This is a genomic window from Mesobacillus boroniphilus JCM 21738, assembly GCF_000517385.1.
GTDB classification, from domain to species: domain Bacteria; phylum Bacillota; class Bacilli; order Bacillales; family Cytobacillaceae; genus Mesobacillus; species Mesobacillus boroniphilus.
In genome coordinates, this window is sequence record NZ_BAUW01000022.1 from 32,515 (window position 1) to 45,063 (window position 12,549).

A 12,549-nucleotide genomic window follows, 5' to 3' on the forward strand; every position below is an offset into this window, starting at 1 on the left:
TCAAAATGTATCTATTTCATTTCCTCTTTAAAGTAAAAAACTCGCCACATGGCGAGTTTTCTTCATGACTAATCCTCAAACCTGAACAAATCGCTTGAGAGGTACCTTTCTCCTGTGTCGCAGGCAATGCAGATGACGACTTCATCCGGCTTTAGGTTCTTTGCGACATTGATGGCGGCGAAGCAAGCGGCTCCTGATGATGGGCGACAAGTATGCCTTCTTCTTTGGCCAGTCTACGTGCTGTTTCATAAGCATCTTCATCCTCGATTTGATGGATTTTCTCATACACATCTTGATTGAGGATTTTTGGGATGAATCCAGGACTTGTGCCGACGAGCTTGTGCTTCCCAGGCTTGCCGCCGGAGAGGACTGGCGACCCGGCAGGCTCAACAACGTGTACTGCAAGATCAGGGTACTCTTCTTTTAGGGCTTCGCCTGTACCGGTGATGGTCCCGCCAGTCCCTGCTGTTGCCACGAATGCGCTGAGCGGCTTTTTCAGTTCTTCCATCGCCTCGATGATCTCTCTTGCTGTTGTTTGCCTGTGAGCATCTGGATTCGCTTCATTTTCAAATTGCATCGGCATAAAGCTGTCGGGAATCTCTTTTACCAACTCTTCTGCCTTTTTGATCGCCCCCGGCATTTTTCCATCGCCAGGAGTCAGCACGACTTCTGCTCCATATGCTTTTAACAGATTGATTCTCTCTTCTGTCATCGTGTCTGGCATGACAAGAATCGCTTTATAGCCTCTTGCCGCCGCGTTCATAGCCAGGCCGATGCCAGTGTTGCCGCTTGTGGGTTCAATGATTGTGGAGCCAGGTTTAAGTTTTCCTTCATTTTCGGCTGAAACAATCATATTGAATGCTGCCCTGTCTTTTACGCTTTTGCTAGGGTTGAAGTATTCAAGCTTTAAGTAAACCGCTGCCCCGCCCTCAGGTGCGAGTGCGTTCAATTTTACAAGCGGTGTTTCTCCAATTAATGAAGCAATATTGTTAACGACTCTCATGTGATAGCCTCCTTGATCGATATCGACCTGCTTTAGTATTTCCATTTAAGTGAATAATTGATGATAAGCAACTGAAAAATAATGTTAGCTTCTTCTTATCATATAAAAAAAGACTATTCCTATCAACTTGTGTGGATTAGAAATGTTTATTAGGAAGTTCTGCCAATATCCCAAACCATTTGCTACAATAAATTCAAGTGTACAAGAAAGGGTGTATTTGATTGACGGGTCAGCAAACACATTATTTCTATGCTCTCGAACTTCCAGGGGAGACAAAAGAAATGCTGAAGGGCACAATCCACAGACTGCAAGGTGAATTTCCTTTTAAAACCTGGGTACATCCACAGGATTTACATATTACGCTCGCTTTCCTCGGGGATGCACCTGAAGCTAAAATCCAGGCTGCTAATGAGTTGATTGACGCAGCACTAAATAAAACAACTACATTTAAAATGGAAATCGATCAATTAGGCATCTTTGGCCGAAAGGACTCTCCGAGGATTTTTTGGGCCGGACTTGAAAAATCCAATGAATTGAACGCTGTTAGAAATGCTGTGTTTACTGCATGCGAGGCCTCTGGCTTTACCCTTGAAACACGCCCGTTCAGCCCTCATATCACGATTGCGAGGAAATGGGTTGGCGAGGAAGCTTTCAAAGCTGATCTGCTAGAGGCGATGAACCCATTTAAGGAAGAATTAATTTTTCATGCCGAAAGAGTCGTTTTGTACAAGACTCATTTGGGGAAAAGTCCAAAATATGAACCAATTACACTATTCCCGCTTGCTTCCCGGACTTAATCTGAATGGGAAGCAGGAATAAAGGCAGGTCAATCTATGGCACAATTAATCAAGCTTCAAGACTATGTATCACGCTATGCCCAGGACATTTACCTTTATCCCTCAAGATATGTCCGTCTGAAGAAAAAGCAATGGGAGGGCATTAAGGATAAATGGGAGAACGGTCCTGTCCAAAACATTGAAAACTTTATTGATCCACAACAGGAAGAGCAGCCTAATAATATCCTCCATAAAATAAGAAGCATCGTGCGCCACCCAGAGACTGCAAATGAAGAGAGTGCTCATGAGAACCTGGAAGACCAGGAGAATTTAATGGACGCTGGTTCTTTGAACTCAATCACTAACATAAAAACGATCGAAGAATTAAAACAGCATTTCCTCGACGGATTGCTGCCATTCCAGCTGAAATGGGCCAGCTCGACTTTGACGGAACGATCCTTTATCGCAAAAGAATTCAACAATGATCCGACACTAAAATTTTTGCTGCAGCGATTTCCTGATACCTTCCTCATTTTATATAAACCTATATTTTTATTAAAAAAAGCACCGGTCGAAGCCGAGTTAATCATCATCACTCCAGCTGCAGCCATGTGCATTTCGTTCATCGAAGCCGAAGAGGATGCTGCTTATGTCGGGTCAAAGGAACGCTTCTGGATCAAGAAGACGAGAAATAAGGAAAAGAAAATCCTTAATCCTTTGATTGCGCTAAATAGGACAGAGAAAATCGTCAAGACACTATTTGACATGTACGGTGTCGATCTTCCTGTGCAAAAGCTGCTGATCAGCAGGAATGGATTCTTTGACTATCCACTCCAGACTTATGGAGTGCAATTCATTGAAAAACGCAATTTCGAGGAATGGTTCATATCCCTGAGAGGCATGAAATCTCCATTGAAGCATATGCAATTAAAAGCAGCACAGGTTCTTCTGCAATACTGCCAGACAACATCCGTCAGAAGGCTTGAGTGGGAAAACAATCCAAAGACAGAAGGATAAAAAACAATTAAATAGTTAAAGGTTGATCATATGGAGAAGATCTATTTTATCGTCAACCCCAATGCGAAAAATGGGAGCTGCCGGGAGATTTGGAGAAACATAGAGATAGAGCTGGAGAAATTGGACATTCCGTACCTTGCATTTTTTACTGAGTACTCGGGGCATGCGCAGGAGCTTGCAGAGTCTATTGCCCGCAAGGCTCACGGGACCCTGGCAGTGATTGCGGCAGTCGGAGGGGACGGTACACTGCATGAAGTGGTTAACGGCACCGCATCCTATTCGAACATTACTGTAGGATTCATTCCAGGCGGGTCAGGGAACGATTTTTCAAGAGGTTTTGAAATACCGAAGAAGTCAATCGATGCCTTGCGCTTATTGGTGGATAAGAGCAGTAGCCAACCGGCTGAAATCGATATCGGAAAAATTCAGCACAATGAATTACAAGAAACCTATTTTATGAATAATATGGGAGTAGGCTTTGATGCTGCGGTCGCGAAGGATTCGAATGAGTCCAGGATGAAGCAGCTCCTGAACCGTTTTTCATTGGGCAGGCTGGTCTATGTTTATATCCTTGTCAAAAAACTGCTCACTTTCAGGACGATTCCAATAAAAGTGACCATTGATGGCAAAGTGTACAAATACAGCAACGCTTGGTTTGTCACGGTTTCGAACCAGCCATACTACGGAGGGGGCATGAAGATTGCGCCTGCGGCTCTCCCGGATGATGGAATTCTCGATATCACTGTCGTGCACCGGATTTCGAGATTAAAGCTGCTATTGGTTTTCGTCAGCGTCTTCTGGGGAAAGCATACTATGTTCCCGGAGGTTGAGCAGTTTACCGGCAAATCGATCACCATCGAATCCACTGATGAAGTTTTAGCTCATGCAGATGGTGAAGCGATTGGACATACACCGCTGAAAATCCAGGCATGTCCAAAAGCTTGAAGATTCTATCTGGTAAAATCAATCCAGGGCATACCGAGGAGTTGAAAATGAATGATTGCCATTGAAAGGGATTTTAACGCCTATCTTGATCAAGTGGATGTTATTACTGTATTGCTTCCTTATTCATATTTTCAAGGAACCTCCAATGTGTTCCGCCTAAAAGGAGAAGGCGTTGATTTGCCATTGGCAATTCAAGAGAAGGTATTGCTGGAGGATGCAATAAAATACATTTGCTTATCAAGTATTAGGCCCGAACTAGGCAAAATATACGTAATTTGGGATGAGCATGGCGGCCAGACGGATCTGCAAATCGGAGCCGTCATCCGAACAGAGGAATTTGATTCATTATTTTTTTACGGCGGCGATGATCTTGGTGTCAGCTACAAACCTGAAAAAACTCTTTTCAAGTTATGGGCTCCTACCGCTACAAAAATAAGGCTAAGGCTTTTCAAGGAAGATGACCAAAACCCCGAGCTTATCGATATGAATAGGATTGATAAAGGCGTATGGAGCATAGAGTTAGCAGGAAATCTTGAGCTTTATCGCTATTCGTTCCTGGTATGTATCAATCTTGAGTGGAGAGAAGCTGTTGATCCTTATGCCACTGCTTTAACGGTCAATGGTGAATATGGCGTTGTTATCGATCCGGCAAAAGCAAAGGTCCCCATAATTGATGCCCCGAAATTAAAACGGCCGGTTGATGCTATCATTTATGAAGCTCATATCAGGGACCTGACGATGCACCCGAACAGTGGAGCTGTAAGGAAGGGAACATACTTGGGAGCTGCGGAAATGGAAACAAAAAGTCCGATGGGGTTGGAAACTGGTCTCTCCTACATTAAAAATCTCGGTATCACTCATTTAGAACTGCTTCCATTCCACGATTTTGAGGGAGTAGACGAACTGAAGCCTGCAAGGGACTATAACTGGGGGTATAATCCGGTTCATTATAATGTCCCTGATGGGAGCTATGCTTCTGATTCCGGGGATCCTTATAATCGGATCATGGAGCTTAAACAGTTAATTTCAGCGATTCACAGCCAGGGAATGGGTGTCATTATGGATGTGGTCTATAATCACGTATACATACGCGAGGACTCTCCTTTTGAAAAAGTTGTTCCAGGTTACTTTTTTCGTCATGATGTACATGGCCTTCCCTCTAATGGAACCGGAGTTGGGAACGATATCGCCTCCGAAAGGATGATGGCTAGAAAATTTATCGTTGACTCTGTTATTTTTTGGCTAAATGAATATCAAGTCGATGGTTTCCGCTTTGATTTGATGGGTATTTTTGATATCGAGACAATGACTGCTGTCAGGAAGGCAGTAAATAGCATAAGTACCGACATTTTGATCATAGGTGAAGGCTGGGACCTGAATACACCGCTCCCGTCTGATCGGAAAGCCAATATTTTGAACCAGGGAAAGCTTACTGGAATAGGCCAGTTTAATGATTGGTTCCGCGATTCCATTAAAGGCAGTACTTTCAACATTTACGATAAAGGCTACGCATTAGGAAATGATCGTTATCTGGAAGCTGCCAAACAGGTGATGGCTGGCAGCATTGGAATCGGTAAGCGGAAACAGGGCCTGTTTTTGCAGCCGGGACAATCGGTTAATTACATTGAATCGCATGACAATCATACATTGTGGGATAAGCTGAAAATAAGTGACCCTGACCAGAATGAAGCTATTTTGAAGAAGCAGCACAGGCTGGCGACTTCGATGGTATTACTGGCCCAGGGAATCCCATTTTTGCACAGCGGCCAGGAATTTTCAGGTCGAAAAAAGGAATTGGCAACAGCTACCGATCTCCAGATGAAATAAACTGGATGGATTGGGACCTTCGTGATGCAAACATGGATAATGTCCAATACATCAAAGGAATCATTGAAATTCGGAAAACAAACGAAGCTTTCCGGCTTCCTGACAGTGAACAAATCCGAAAGAATATGGAATTTTTTACATTGCCGGCTCCGCTGATCGGCTTTTCGCTAAAAGAAATAAAACAAAGCGGACATTGGGAAAAAATTCTCGTGCTCATAAATCCATCCATGGATCAGCAGCTTGTGGAACTAACAGAGGATGCGAGATGGAGTGTCCTTGCTGACCATGAAAAGGCTTCAGCAAAGCCATATCGCCATATAGAAGGAGATAAGGTGCTGCTGGAGCCATGCTCGCTGTTTGTGCTGGCAAAATAGGGATACTCTCGTTTAGTCCAGTTCGAGCCCTTATAAATACTCAATAAAGAACTTCTGCTTTTCTTTTGATAACTTTTTCACAATATTAATTTCAGATCCATGGGGTTGACGTACTCAGCCTCTAGGGGATAAAATTTATAAGATAGCTATTGTGTGTATTTTTCTATCAATAGCTGTCTTTTTATTTCCGATAATAATAACAACGGCGAATTAAGATTAGAATCCATTTCCGGTTTTTAGCATAAGGGAAATAGTGATAAATGAAGGTGACTAACTTTGGAACATTTATTTGGACAGGATTGGGAGATCGTTCCTGCAGGTGGTGCAACCGGTGCCGCTTATTTTGCGCAGTATGAAGAACAAAGGCTTTTTCTAAAACGCAATTCATCCCCTTTTCTTGCTGTTCTCTCCGCAGAAGGAATTGTACCCAAGCTTGTTTGGACGAAAAGGTTAGAAAATGGAGATGTCATTACGGCACAGCAATGGATGAATGGACGCGAGCTTAAACCCGGGGATATGAATATTGACCGTGTGGCTAAGCTGTTGAAGAAGATCCATGCTTCAGAACCGCTTCTTGGGATGCTTACCAGGCTGGGAAAAAGCCCGCTGAAGCCCGAGATGTTCCTTTCAGCGCTGAATGAGGAATTGGATGAGGAACTTCGCACGAAGCAAGCTGTCATAGATTCATTAAAGTTTTTAACTGGAAACGTTGGCAATATTGATGTGGAAGAGAAGGTCGTCTGCCATTGTGATGTAAATCATAACAACTGGCTGCTTACCGAAGACAACCAGTTGTATTTAATTGACTGGGATGGAGCGATGATTGCCGACCCTGCCATCGACCTCGGACTTCTCCTGTATTCCTATATACCGGAAGAGGAATGGGAGGAATGGCTGGATAAATACGGCATACTCCTGACAGAAAACCTTAAGCAACGAATGAAATGGTATGCAGTTGCACAATCTCTTTCAGCAATCCAATGGCATAAAAATCAGAATCGCATTCCCGAAATGGACAAATGGATTGATTTTTTAAAAGCACTTATTTAATTTTTATGAGAATGTCCCGATGTCATTCACCCATTGTGACAGCTGACCCTGATTTGTTTGGATATGCTGTTCCAAGTCAGAGGCATTGACACCATTTTGGCTATACTGGTAAACATCCTGAAGAATCGATTTGATGTTGCGTCAACATTCGTGTTGACCATCAACGATTTGATCAGACGTTCCAATTGTTGATACTCCGCAACCGAACCGCAGCAGTCCGTTTGCTGGTTGCTTAATATATCCTTTAATAAATTTACCTGGTCATGGTGGCTTAAAGGCACGATGATCACCCTTTCTTTTAAAAGGAATTCACCTATAGATTGTGGATTCCTTTTTGTGTTTATGCAGCCAGGATAAATTTCACCTTGAAAACATATGGGTTGCATGATATTGTTTGAAACGAATGAAAATAGTACAGAGGTGTCAGTATGAGACTAAGAAACAAGCCTTGGGCTAAAGATAAATTACTTCAGTATTCGAATTTTGTTATTCATGAACCGGAACAGCACCGTGGGAAATGGGGTCAAGTTTTTGAGAAGGATCAACCCCTACACATTGAGATTGGAACGGGAAAAGGCCAGTTTATCACTGGAATGGCAAAAGCCAGCCCTGACATTAACTATATTGGCATTGAATTGCAGGAAAGCGTCATCGTCAGCGCGCTGGACAAGCTGATTGAAGAAGACTTGCCAAACTGCAAACTGATGAACGTAAATGGTGCGGAGCTTGCAAAGTATTTTGAAAGCGGAGATGTCAGCCGCGTTTACTTGAATTTCTCTGATCCATGGCCAAAGACACGCCATGAAAAAAGAAGACTTACATTCAAGTCCTTCCTTGAAGTCTACGAATCCATCCTTGTTAAAAATGGTGAAATCCATTTCAAGACAGATAACCAGGGATTGTTCGAGTACTCCCTTGTCAGCTTCTCGTATTATGGCATGAAGCTTAACTATGTCAGCCTCGATCTTCACAACAGTGATTTCGAAGGCAACGTCAAGACAGAATACGAAGAGAAATTTTCCTCTCGCGGCAGCCGCATTTATCGTTGTGAGGTACAGTTTCAGTCTAAATAAGTTGTGAAGCCGATCGATCAGTGTCGATTGGCTTTTTTACATGGAAAAAACATCAGTACAATTGGAAAAAAAGCGTGGTAATTTCCAGTTCGCCAATAAAAATGTGAAAACCGCCAATAAAAAGTTATTTTCGCCAATAAAATCATATTATCGCCAATAAAAATAAAATATCGCCAATAAAATTGTGAACTTCGCCAATAAAATATTTTCATGTATGAAAAAGGCTAGGAAGTAAACAAATTGATCAAATGAGTAGCCGGAAATTATAATTCAACCTTATTGTTAATGTGGTTGGACCAAAAAATCGCGAAACTGTGCAAGAAATGAAGCAATATAAGATGAATTATTTAAAAATTTAAAATTCCGGTGTTACAATCAAGTAAAAAAGGGGGATGCACCATGGAAAAGCTTGAGCTTCGGAATGTTAAACTGCAGTGGCTGAACGGCGGAGTCAATCATCTTGATGGCGGCGCGATGTTTGGGGTTGTGCCGAAAGCGTTATGGTCACGCAAATATGCTGTTAATGACAAAAACCAGATTGAGCTGCGAGCAGATCCGATTTTAATCCAGGCCGAGGGAAAGAATTTCCTTGTTGAAAGCGGCATGGGTAATGGAAAACTGAATGAGAAGCAAAAACGCAATTTTGGAGTCCTTGAGGAATCAAGACTGGATTCAGAACTGGAAAAGCTGGGCTTGAAGCCGGGAGATATCGATTACCTATTGATGACGCATATGCATTTTGACCATGCCTGCGGGTTGACGAAGGTTTCAGGCGGGGAACTTGTTTCGGTCTTCCCAAACGCGAAAATTGTCACTTCCCAAGTAGAATGGGATGAGATGCGCAATCCGAATATCAGGTCAAAGAGTACATATTGGAAAGAAAACTGGCACGGAATTGAACAGCAGGTTGAGACTTTTGAGAAAGAATGGTCATTTGGTCCAATTAAAATGATCCACACTGGTGGACATAGTGATGGCCATTCAATTCTTATTATTGAAGATGAAGAACTGACAGTCGTTCACATGGCTGATATTATGCCAACTCATGCTCACCAAAATCCTCTCTGGGTGTTGGCCTATGACGATTACCCTATGGATTCAATTTTCTCCAAGCAGAAATGGCTGGAATTTGGAATCAACAGGGACGCCTGGTTCACTTTTTACCATGATGCGGTCTATCGTGCAGTAAAATTCGGTCAGGATGGTAAAATAACAGAATCGATTGCGAGAAAAAAATAGACCTGCGCTAAGCAGGTCTAGATTCCATCCAATATTAATCTAGTGGGTAAGCATCGAGTATCGCTCCAGTGGATGCATCAGCGATGAATTCAAATTGTTCCACCTTGCCGTCGACATTGCGGGAGATGCCGCCTTTATATACCTGATAATCAAGGGGGGCTATTGAATAAGGCTCGGCAGTCATATTGATCCATGAGCCGCTGATTGGCCCCGATTTTTTAAACGCTGCCTTTGCATGATTCAGCACTTTATCAGCTGACACGGTTTCTTTTTGTGAAGCAAGTTCCTTTACAGCATACGCACCTGCCAGGCCGGCGCCAACGCCAATGAAAAAGGCTTTCCAGTTCATAGTCAAGGACCTCCAAGGTTAAATATGGAATTTCAAGTTACCTTCATCATAACAAATCACTCAAGTGTAGCAAAGAAATAATGCCCGCAAAAAATGCGTACGACAGGATTAAGACTGGCAAGCATAAAGAATGTTCTGTAAAATGGAAAGTATAAATACATAATCTTTAGTAAATCTAAATTTTTAGCGAGAAGGAGAAGTTAAATGAACGAGCAAACACTGAGCCTGTTTAAAATTTTGACAGAATTGCCTGGAGCCCCGGGCAATGAGCATGCAGTACGCAAGTTTATGCGCGAGCAATTAGAACAGTATTCTGATGAACTGATCCAGGATAAACTGGGCAGTGTGTTCGGCGTTAAAAAAGGTGACCCGAACGGCCCAAAAATCATGGTTGCTGGCCATATGGATGAAGTTGGCTTCATGGTCACATCGATCACGAAAAACGGATGATCAGATTCCAGACGCTTGGCGGCTGGTGGAGCCAGGTCCTTTTGGCACAGCGCGTCCAGATCATCACCAACAATGGACCGGTAACAGGTGTAATCGGGTCGATTCCGCCTCATCTGCTGGATGAGGCAAAACGCAATAAGCCGATGGAAATCAAGAATATGCTGATTGATATCGGTGCAGACAATAAAGAAGATGCCATCAAAATCGGCATCAAACCGGGACAGCAAATCGTACCGATCTGTCCATTCACTCCGATGGCAAATGAGAAGAAGATTCTTGCTAAAGCTTGGGATAACCGCTATGGCTGCGGCCTGGCAATCGAGCTTTTAAAAGAAACGAAGGACATCCAGCTGCCAAACATGTTGTACTCAGGTGCCACGGTACAGGAAGAGGTCGGCTTGAGAGGCGCGCAGACTGCAGCGAACATGATTGACCCGGATATCTTCTTCGCATTGGATGCAAGTCCGGCTAATGATATGTCAGGTGATAAGAACGAATTTGGCCAGCTAGGCAAGGGAACTTTGTTAAGGATCCTTGATCGCTCAATGGTCACACATCGTGGCATTAGAGAATTCATTCTTGATATGGCTGAAACTCATAATATTCCTTACCAGTACTTCGTTTCACAGGGTGGTACGGATGCAGGAAGAGTGCACACTTCCAATCAAGGTATTCCAAGCGCCGTAATCGGCATCTGCTCACGCTACATCCATACCGCAGCCTCCATGATCCATGTCGATGATTATGCGGCAGCCAAGGAACTTCTCGTCAAGCTTGTAAAAGCAGCAGATAAGACAACTGTGGAAACAATCAAGAGTAATAGCTAATCAAAAGAGAAATGAGGGGGCAGGTAAAACTGCTCCTTTTTCATGCATGAAGGGTGGCATAAATAATGCGAGTTGCAATAGGTTCAAAGAATCCGGCAAAAATCAATGCAGTTAAGAACGTCTTCAAAGACGAAATTATCTCTGTAGATGCCGAATCAGGAGTAAGCGAACAGCCGATGTCCGATGAGGAAACAATCAAAGGGGCGATCAATAGGGCAATACAGGCAGCTGAACTGGGTGAAGCAGAAATTGGGATTGGTTTAGAGGGAGGCGTCCAGCAAACTCCCTATGGGTTGATGCTTTGCAATTGGGGAGCTCTGGCAGCCAGAGGAATGGAACCAATCGTTGCCGGTGGCGCAAGGATTCCACTCCCAGAAGAAATTGCAGTGCAGCTATTAAATGGGGCCGAACTGGGACCGGTAATGGACGAATATGCAAAAAAACAAAATGTCCGCAAAAACGAAGGCGCGGTTGGAATTTTCACGAATGGACAAATTAACAGAAGCGAAATGTTCGCACATGTCATGAAACTGCTCGCCGGACAATATGAATATCAAATAGGGCAAGTTAAAAAGACAGTCTAAAAGCTGTTTTTTTGTTCATCTGTTTCGATGAACTTAAACACCCATGAAGCCGATTGGCCCCAAAAAAACCTTGTTTTTGAAAAACAGGGTACCAATACCAAGATTTCTCGACAAATTTCTGAAAAATATCATAAATATCAACAAAAATTGCTCGACAAGCCTTGTCACCTATCAAATAAGAAAGGTATGATAGAAAAGAAGTGGTTAAGTCCTTAGCGAGGGGGTAAAAAGTATGATGAAGTTCAGAAGGGCATTTGGGCTTATCTTTGTGGGGTTATTTCTTCTTAGCGCTTGTTCTGCCTCGTTTTTCGAACAGAAGGCTGATATGAAAAAGGAAGTTGGCACTACTTTTGAAAGCCAACCTGAAAAAACGAATAATAGTACTAAAGACATAGATTATTACTTGCCGACGGGTGTCAATGTAGAAGAAGAAACACCGAATAATGTATTGCTCAAAGATGGTTCAAAGACATACATTCTTTTTTATAATCAGCATGAAAAAGCGGATAGTAAAGTCGTTTATGATTCCACTGTGAAACAGCAGAAGGAATGGGACGCTAATGAGACCTTTAGTAAAGATGGCAAATTTGGCTATATGCTTGTAAAAGAACTGAAGGAAGACCATTATCAGCTCATCATCGGTATAGGTGGTATCAAGTTGACTACCGAACCGGGAATGTTAAAGAAGATGCAGAAGTGATGATGGAAATCGCCAACTCTGTGAAAGTAAAGTGACGCCATTCATTTTGATGGCGTTTTTTTTGTGAAAATGAAAACCCCGGGCTATGCCCGAGGTTCCAAAAAGCTTTCAGCGTGGTATTAAAAAAACTTCCTCTTGGTGCTAAAATATTTCTTGGTTCGCCAACCAAAATATCAGCACGGAGGAAGTCCTATGTCCAAAGACAATAACAGTTTAGCACACACTACCTGGAATTGTAAGTATCACATCGTATTCGCCCCAAAGTACAGAAGACAGATCATATATGGAAAGATCAAGAAAGATATTGGGGAAATACTGCGTACCTTATGTGAACC

Annotated in this window: 10 protein-coding genes and 4 pseudogenes; 11 read left to right on the forward strand and 3 right to left on the reverse strand. The window is 42.9% G+C overall.

Annotated features, from left to right (window positions below; genetic code table 11):
* Positions 1 to 68 precede the first annotated feature (68 nt).
* Positions 69 to 1,003, reverse strand: a pseudogene (cysK, locus tag JCM21738_RS08735) (cysteine synthase A).
* A gap of 221 nt (positions 1,004 to 1,224) precedes the next feature.
* On the opposite strand from cysK, the gene thpR reads away from it, so the two are divergent.
* The 5 genes and pseudogenes from thpR (at position 1,225) to JCM21738_RS08760 (ending at position 6,992) form a co-directional block, all read left to right on the forward strand.
* Positions 1,225 to 1,800, forward strand: coding sequence for an RNA 2',3'-cyclic phosphodiesterase (thpR, locus tag JCM21738_RS08740; protein ID WP_023626935.1), 576 nt, complete (start codon positions 1,225 to 1,227; stop codon positions 1,798 to 1,800).
* Between the two features lie 36 nt (positions 1,801 to 1,836).
* Complete coding sequence (locus JCM21738_RS08745) at positions 1,837 to 2,796, forward strand: hypothetical protein (protein WP_023626936.1); 960 nt, start codon at positions 1,837 to 1,839, stop codon at positions 2,794 to 2,796.
* 30 nt (positions 2,797 to 2,826) lie between these two features.
* A complete protein-coding gene (locus tag JCM21738_RS08750) occupies positions 2,827 to 3,741 on the forward strand; it encodes a diacylglycerol/lipid kinase family protein (RefSeq protein WP_035209225.1) in 915 nt (304 codons plus the stop codon).
* 51 nt (positions 3,742 to 3,792) lie between these two features.
* Positions 3,793 to 5,942 (forward strand): annotated as a pseudogene (gene pulA / locus JCM21738_RS08755) (type I pullulanase).
* Between the two features lie 276 nt (positions 5,943 to 6,218).
* Positions 6,219 to 6,992 carry a phosphotransferase family protein gene (locus JCM21738_RS08760; protein ID WP_023626939.1) on the forward strand — a complete coding sequence of 258 codons (774 nt, stop codon included), beginning with the start codon at positions 6,219 to 6,221 and terminating at the stop codon, positions 6,990 to 6,992.
* A gap of 3 nt (positions 6,993 to 6,995) precedes the next feature.
* On the opposite strand, the pseudogene JCM21738_RS23230 reads toward JCM21738_RS08760, so the two are convergent.
* A pseudogene (locus tag JCM21738_RS23230) lies at positions 6,996 to 7,273 on the reverse strand (YtzH-like family protein).
* 147 nt (positions 7,274 to 7,420) lie between these two features.
* Between JCM21738_RS23230 and trmB the strand changes: the two are divergent.
* Positions 7,421 to 8,065 (forward strand): tRNA (guanosine(46)-N7)-methyltransferase TrmB, encoded by a 645-nt coding sequence (gene trmB, locus JCM21738_RS08765; RefSeq protein ID WP_023626941.1) that lies wholly within the window; start codon positions 7,421 to 7,423, stop codon positions 8,063 to 8,065.
* A 399-nt stretch (positions 8,066 to 8,464) separates the two neighbouring features.
* Positions 8,465 to 9,304 carry a YtnP family quorum-quenching lactonase gene (locus JCM21738_RS08770; RefSeq protein ID WP_023626942.1) on the forward strand — a complete coding sequence of 280 codons (840 nt, stop codon included), beginning with the start codon at positions 8,465 to 8,467 and terminating at the stop codon, positions 9,302 to 9,304.
* Between the two features lie 34 nt (positions 9,305 to 9,338).
* Here JCM21738_RS08770 and JCM21738_RS08775 read toward each other — a convergent pair whose 3' ends face one another.
* Positions 9,339 to 9,653 (reverse strand): PepSY domain-containing protein, encoded by a 315-nt coding sequence (locus JCM21738_RS08775; protein ID WP_023626943.1) that lies wholly within the window; start codon positions 9,651 to 9,653, stop codon positions 9,339 to 9,341.
* Between the two features lie 204 nt (positions 9,654 to 9,857).
* Between JCM21738_RS08775 and JCM21738_RS08780 the strand changes: the two are divergent.
* The 4 genes and pseudogenes from JCM21738_RS08780 to JCM21738_RS23235 form a co-directional block, all read left to right on the forward strand.
* Positions 9,858 to 10,930: pseudogene (locus JCM21738_RS08780) on the forward strand (M42 family metallopeptidase).
* A 65-nt stretch (positions 10,931 to 10,995) separates the two neighbouring features.
* Entirely contained in the window at positions 10,996 to 11,514 is a 519-nt protein-coding gene (locus JCM21738_RS08785) for a DUF84 family protein (protein WP_023626945.1), read from the forward strand.
* A gap of 232 nt (positions 11,515 to 11,746) precedes the next feature.
* Positions 11,747 to 12,214 (forward strand): hypothetical protein, encoded by a 468-nt coding sequence (locus tag JCM21738_RS08790; protein ID WP_243462962.1) that lies wholly within the window; start codon positions 11,747 to 11,749, stop codon positions 12,212 to 12,214.
* A gap of 192 nt (positions 12,215 to 12,406) precedes the next feature.
* Positions 12,407 to 12,549 (forward strand): transposase (locus JCM21738_RS23235; RefSeq protein ID WP_173401224.1); only part of this gene is annotated, 143 nt, incomplete at its 3' end.

Excerpts from the sequence above, each read along its gene's own strand:
- JCM21738_RS08745 (WP_023626936.1), top strand. The coding sequence starts at position 1,837 with ATGGCACAATTAATCAAGCTTCAAGACTATGTATCACGCTATGCCCAG.
- JCM21738_RS08750 (WP_035209225.1), top strand. The coding sequence starts at position 2,827 with ATGGAGAAGATCTATTTTATCGTCAACCCCAATGCGAAAAATGGGAGC.
- trmB (WP_023626941.1), top strand. The coding sequence starts at position 7,421 with ATGAGACTAAGAAACAAGCCTTGGGCTAAAGATAAATTACTTCAGTAT.
- JCM21738_RS08770 (WP_023626942.1), top strand. The coding sequence starts at position 8,465 with ATGGAAAAGCTTGAGCTTCGGAATGTTAAACTGCAGTGGCTGAACGGC.
- JCM21738_RS08775 (WP_023626943.1), bottom strand. The coding sequence starts at position 9,653 with ATGAACTGGAAAGCCTTTTTCATTGGCGTTGGCGCCGGCCTGGCAGGT.
- JCM21738_RS08785 (WP_023626945.1), top strand. The coding sequence starts at position 10,996 with ATGCGAGTTGCAATAGGTTCAAAGAATCCGGCAAAAATCAATGCAGTT.
- JCM21738_RS08790 (WP_243462962.1), top strand. The coding sequence starts at position 11,747 with ATGATGAAGTTCAGAAGGGCATTTGGGCTTATCTTTGTGGGGTTATTT.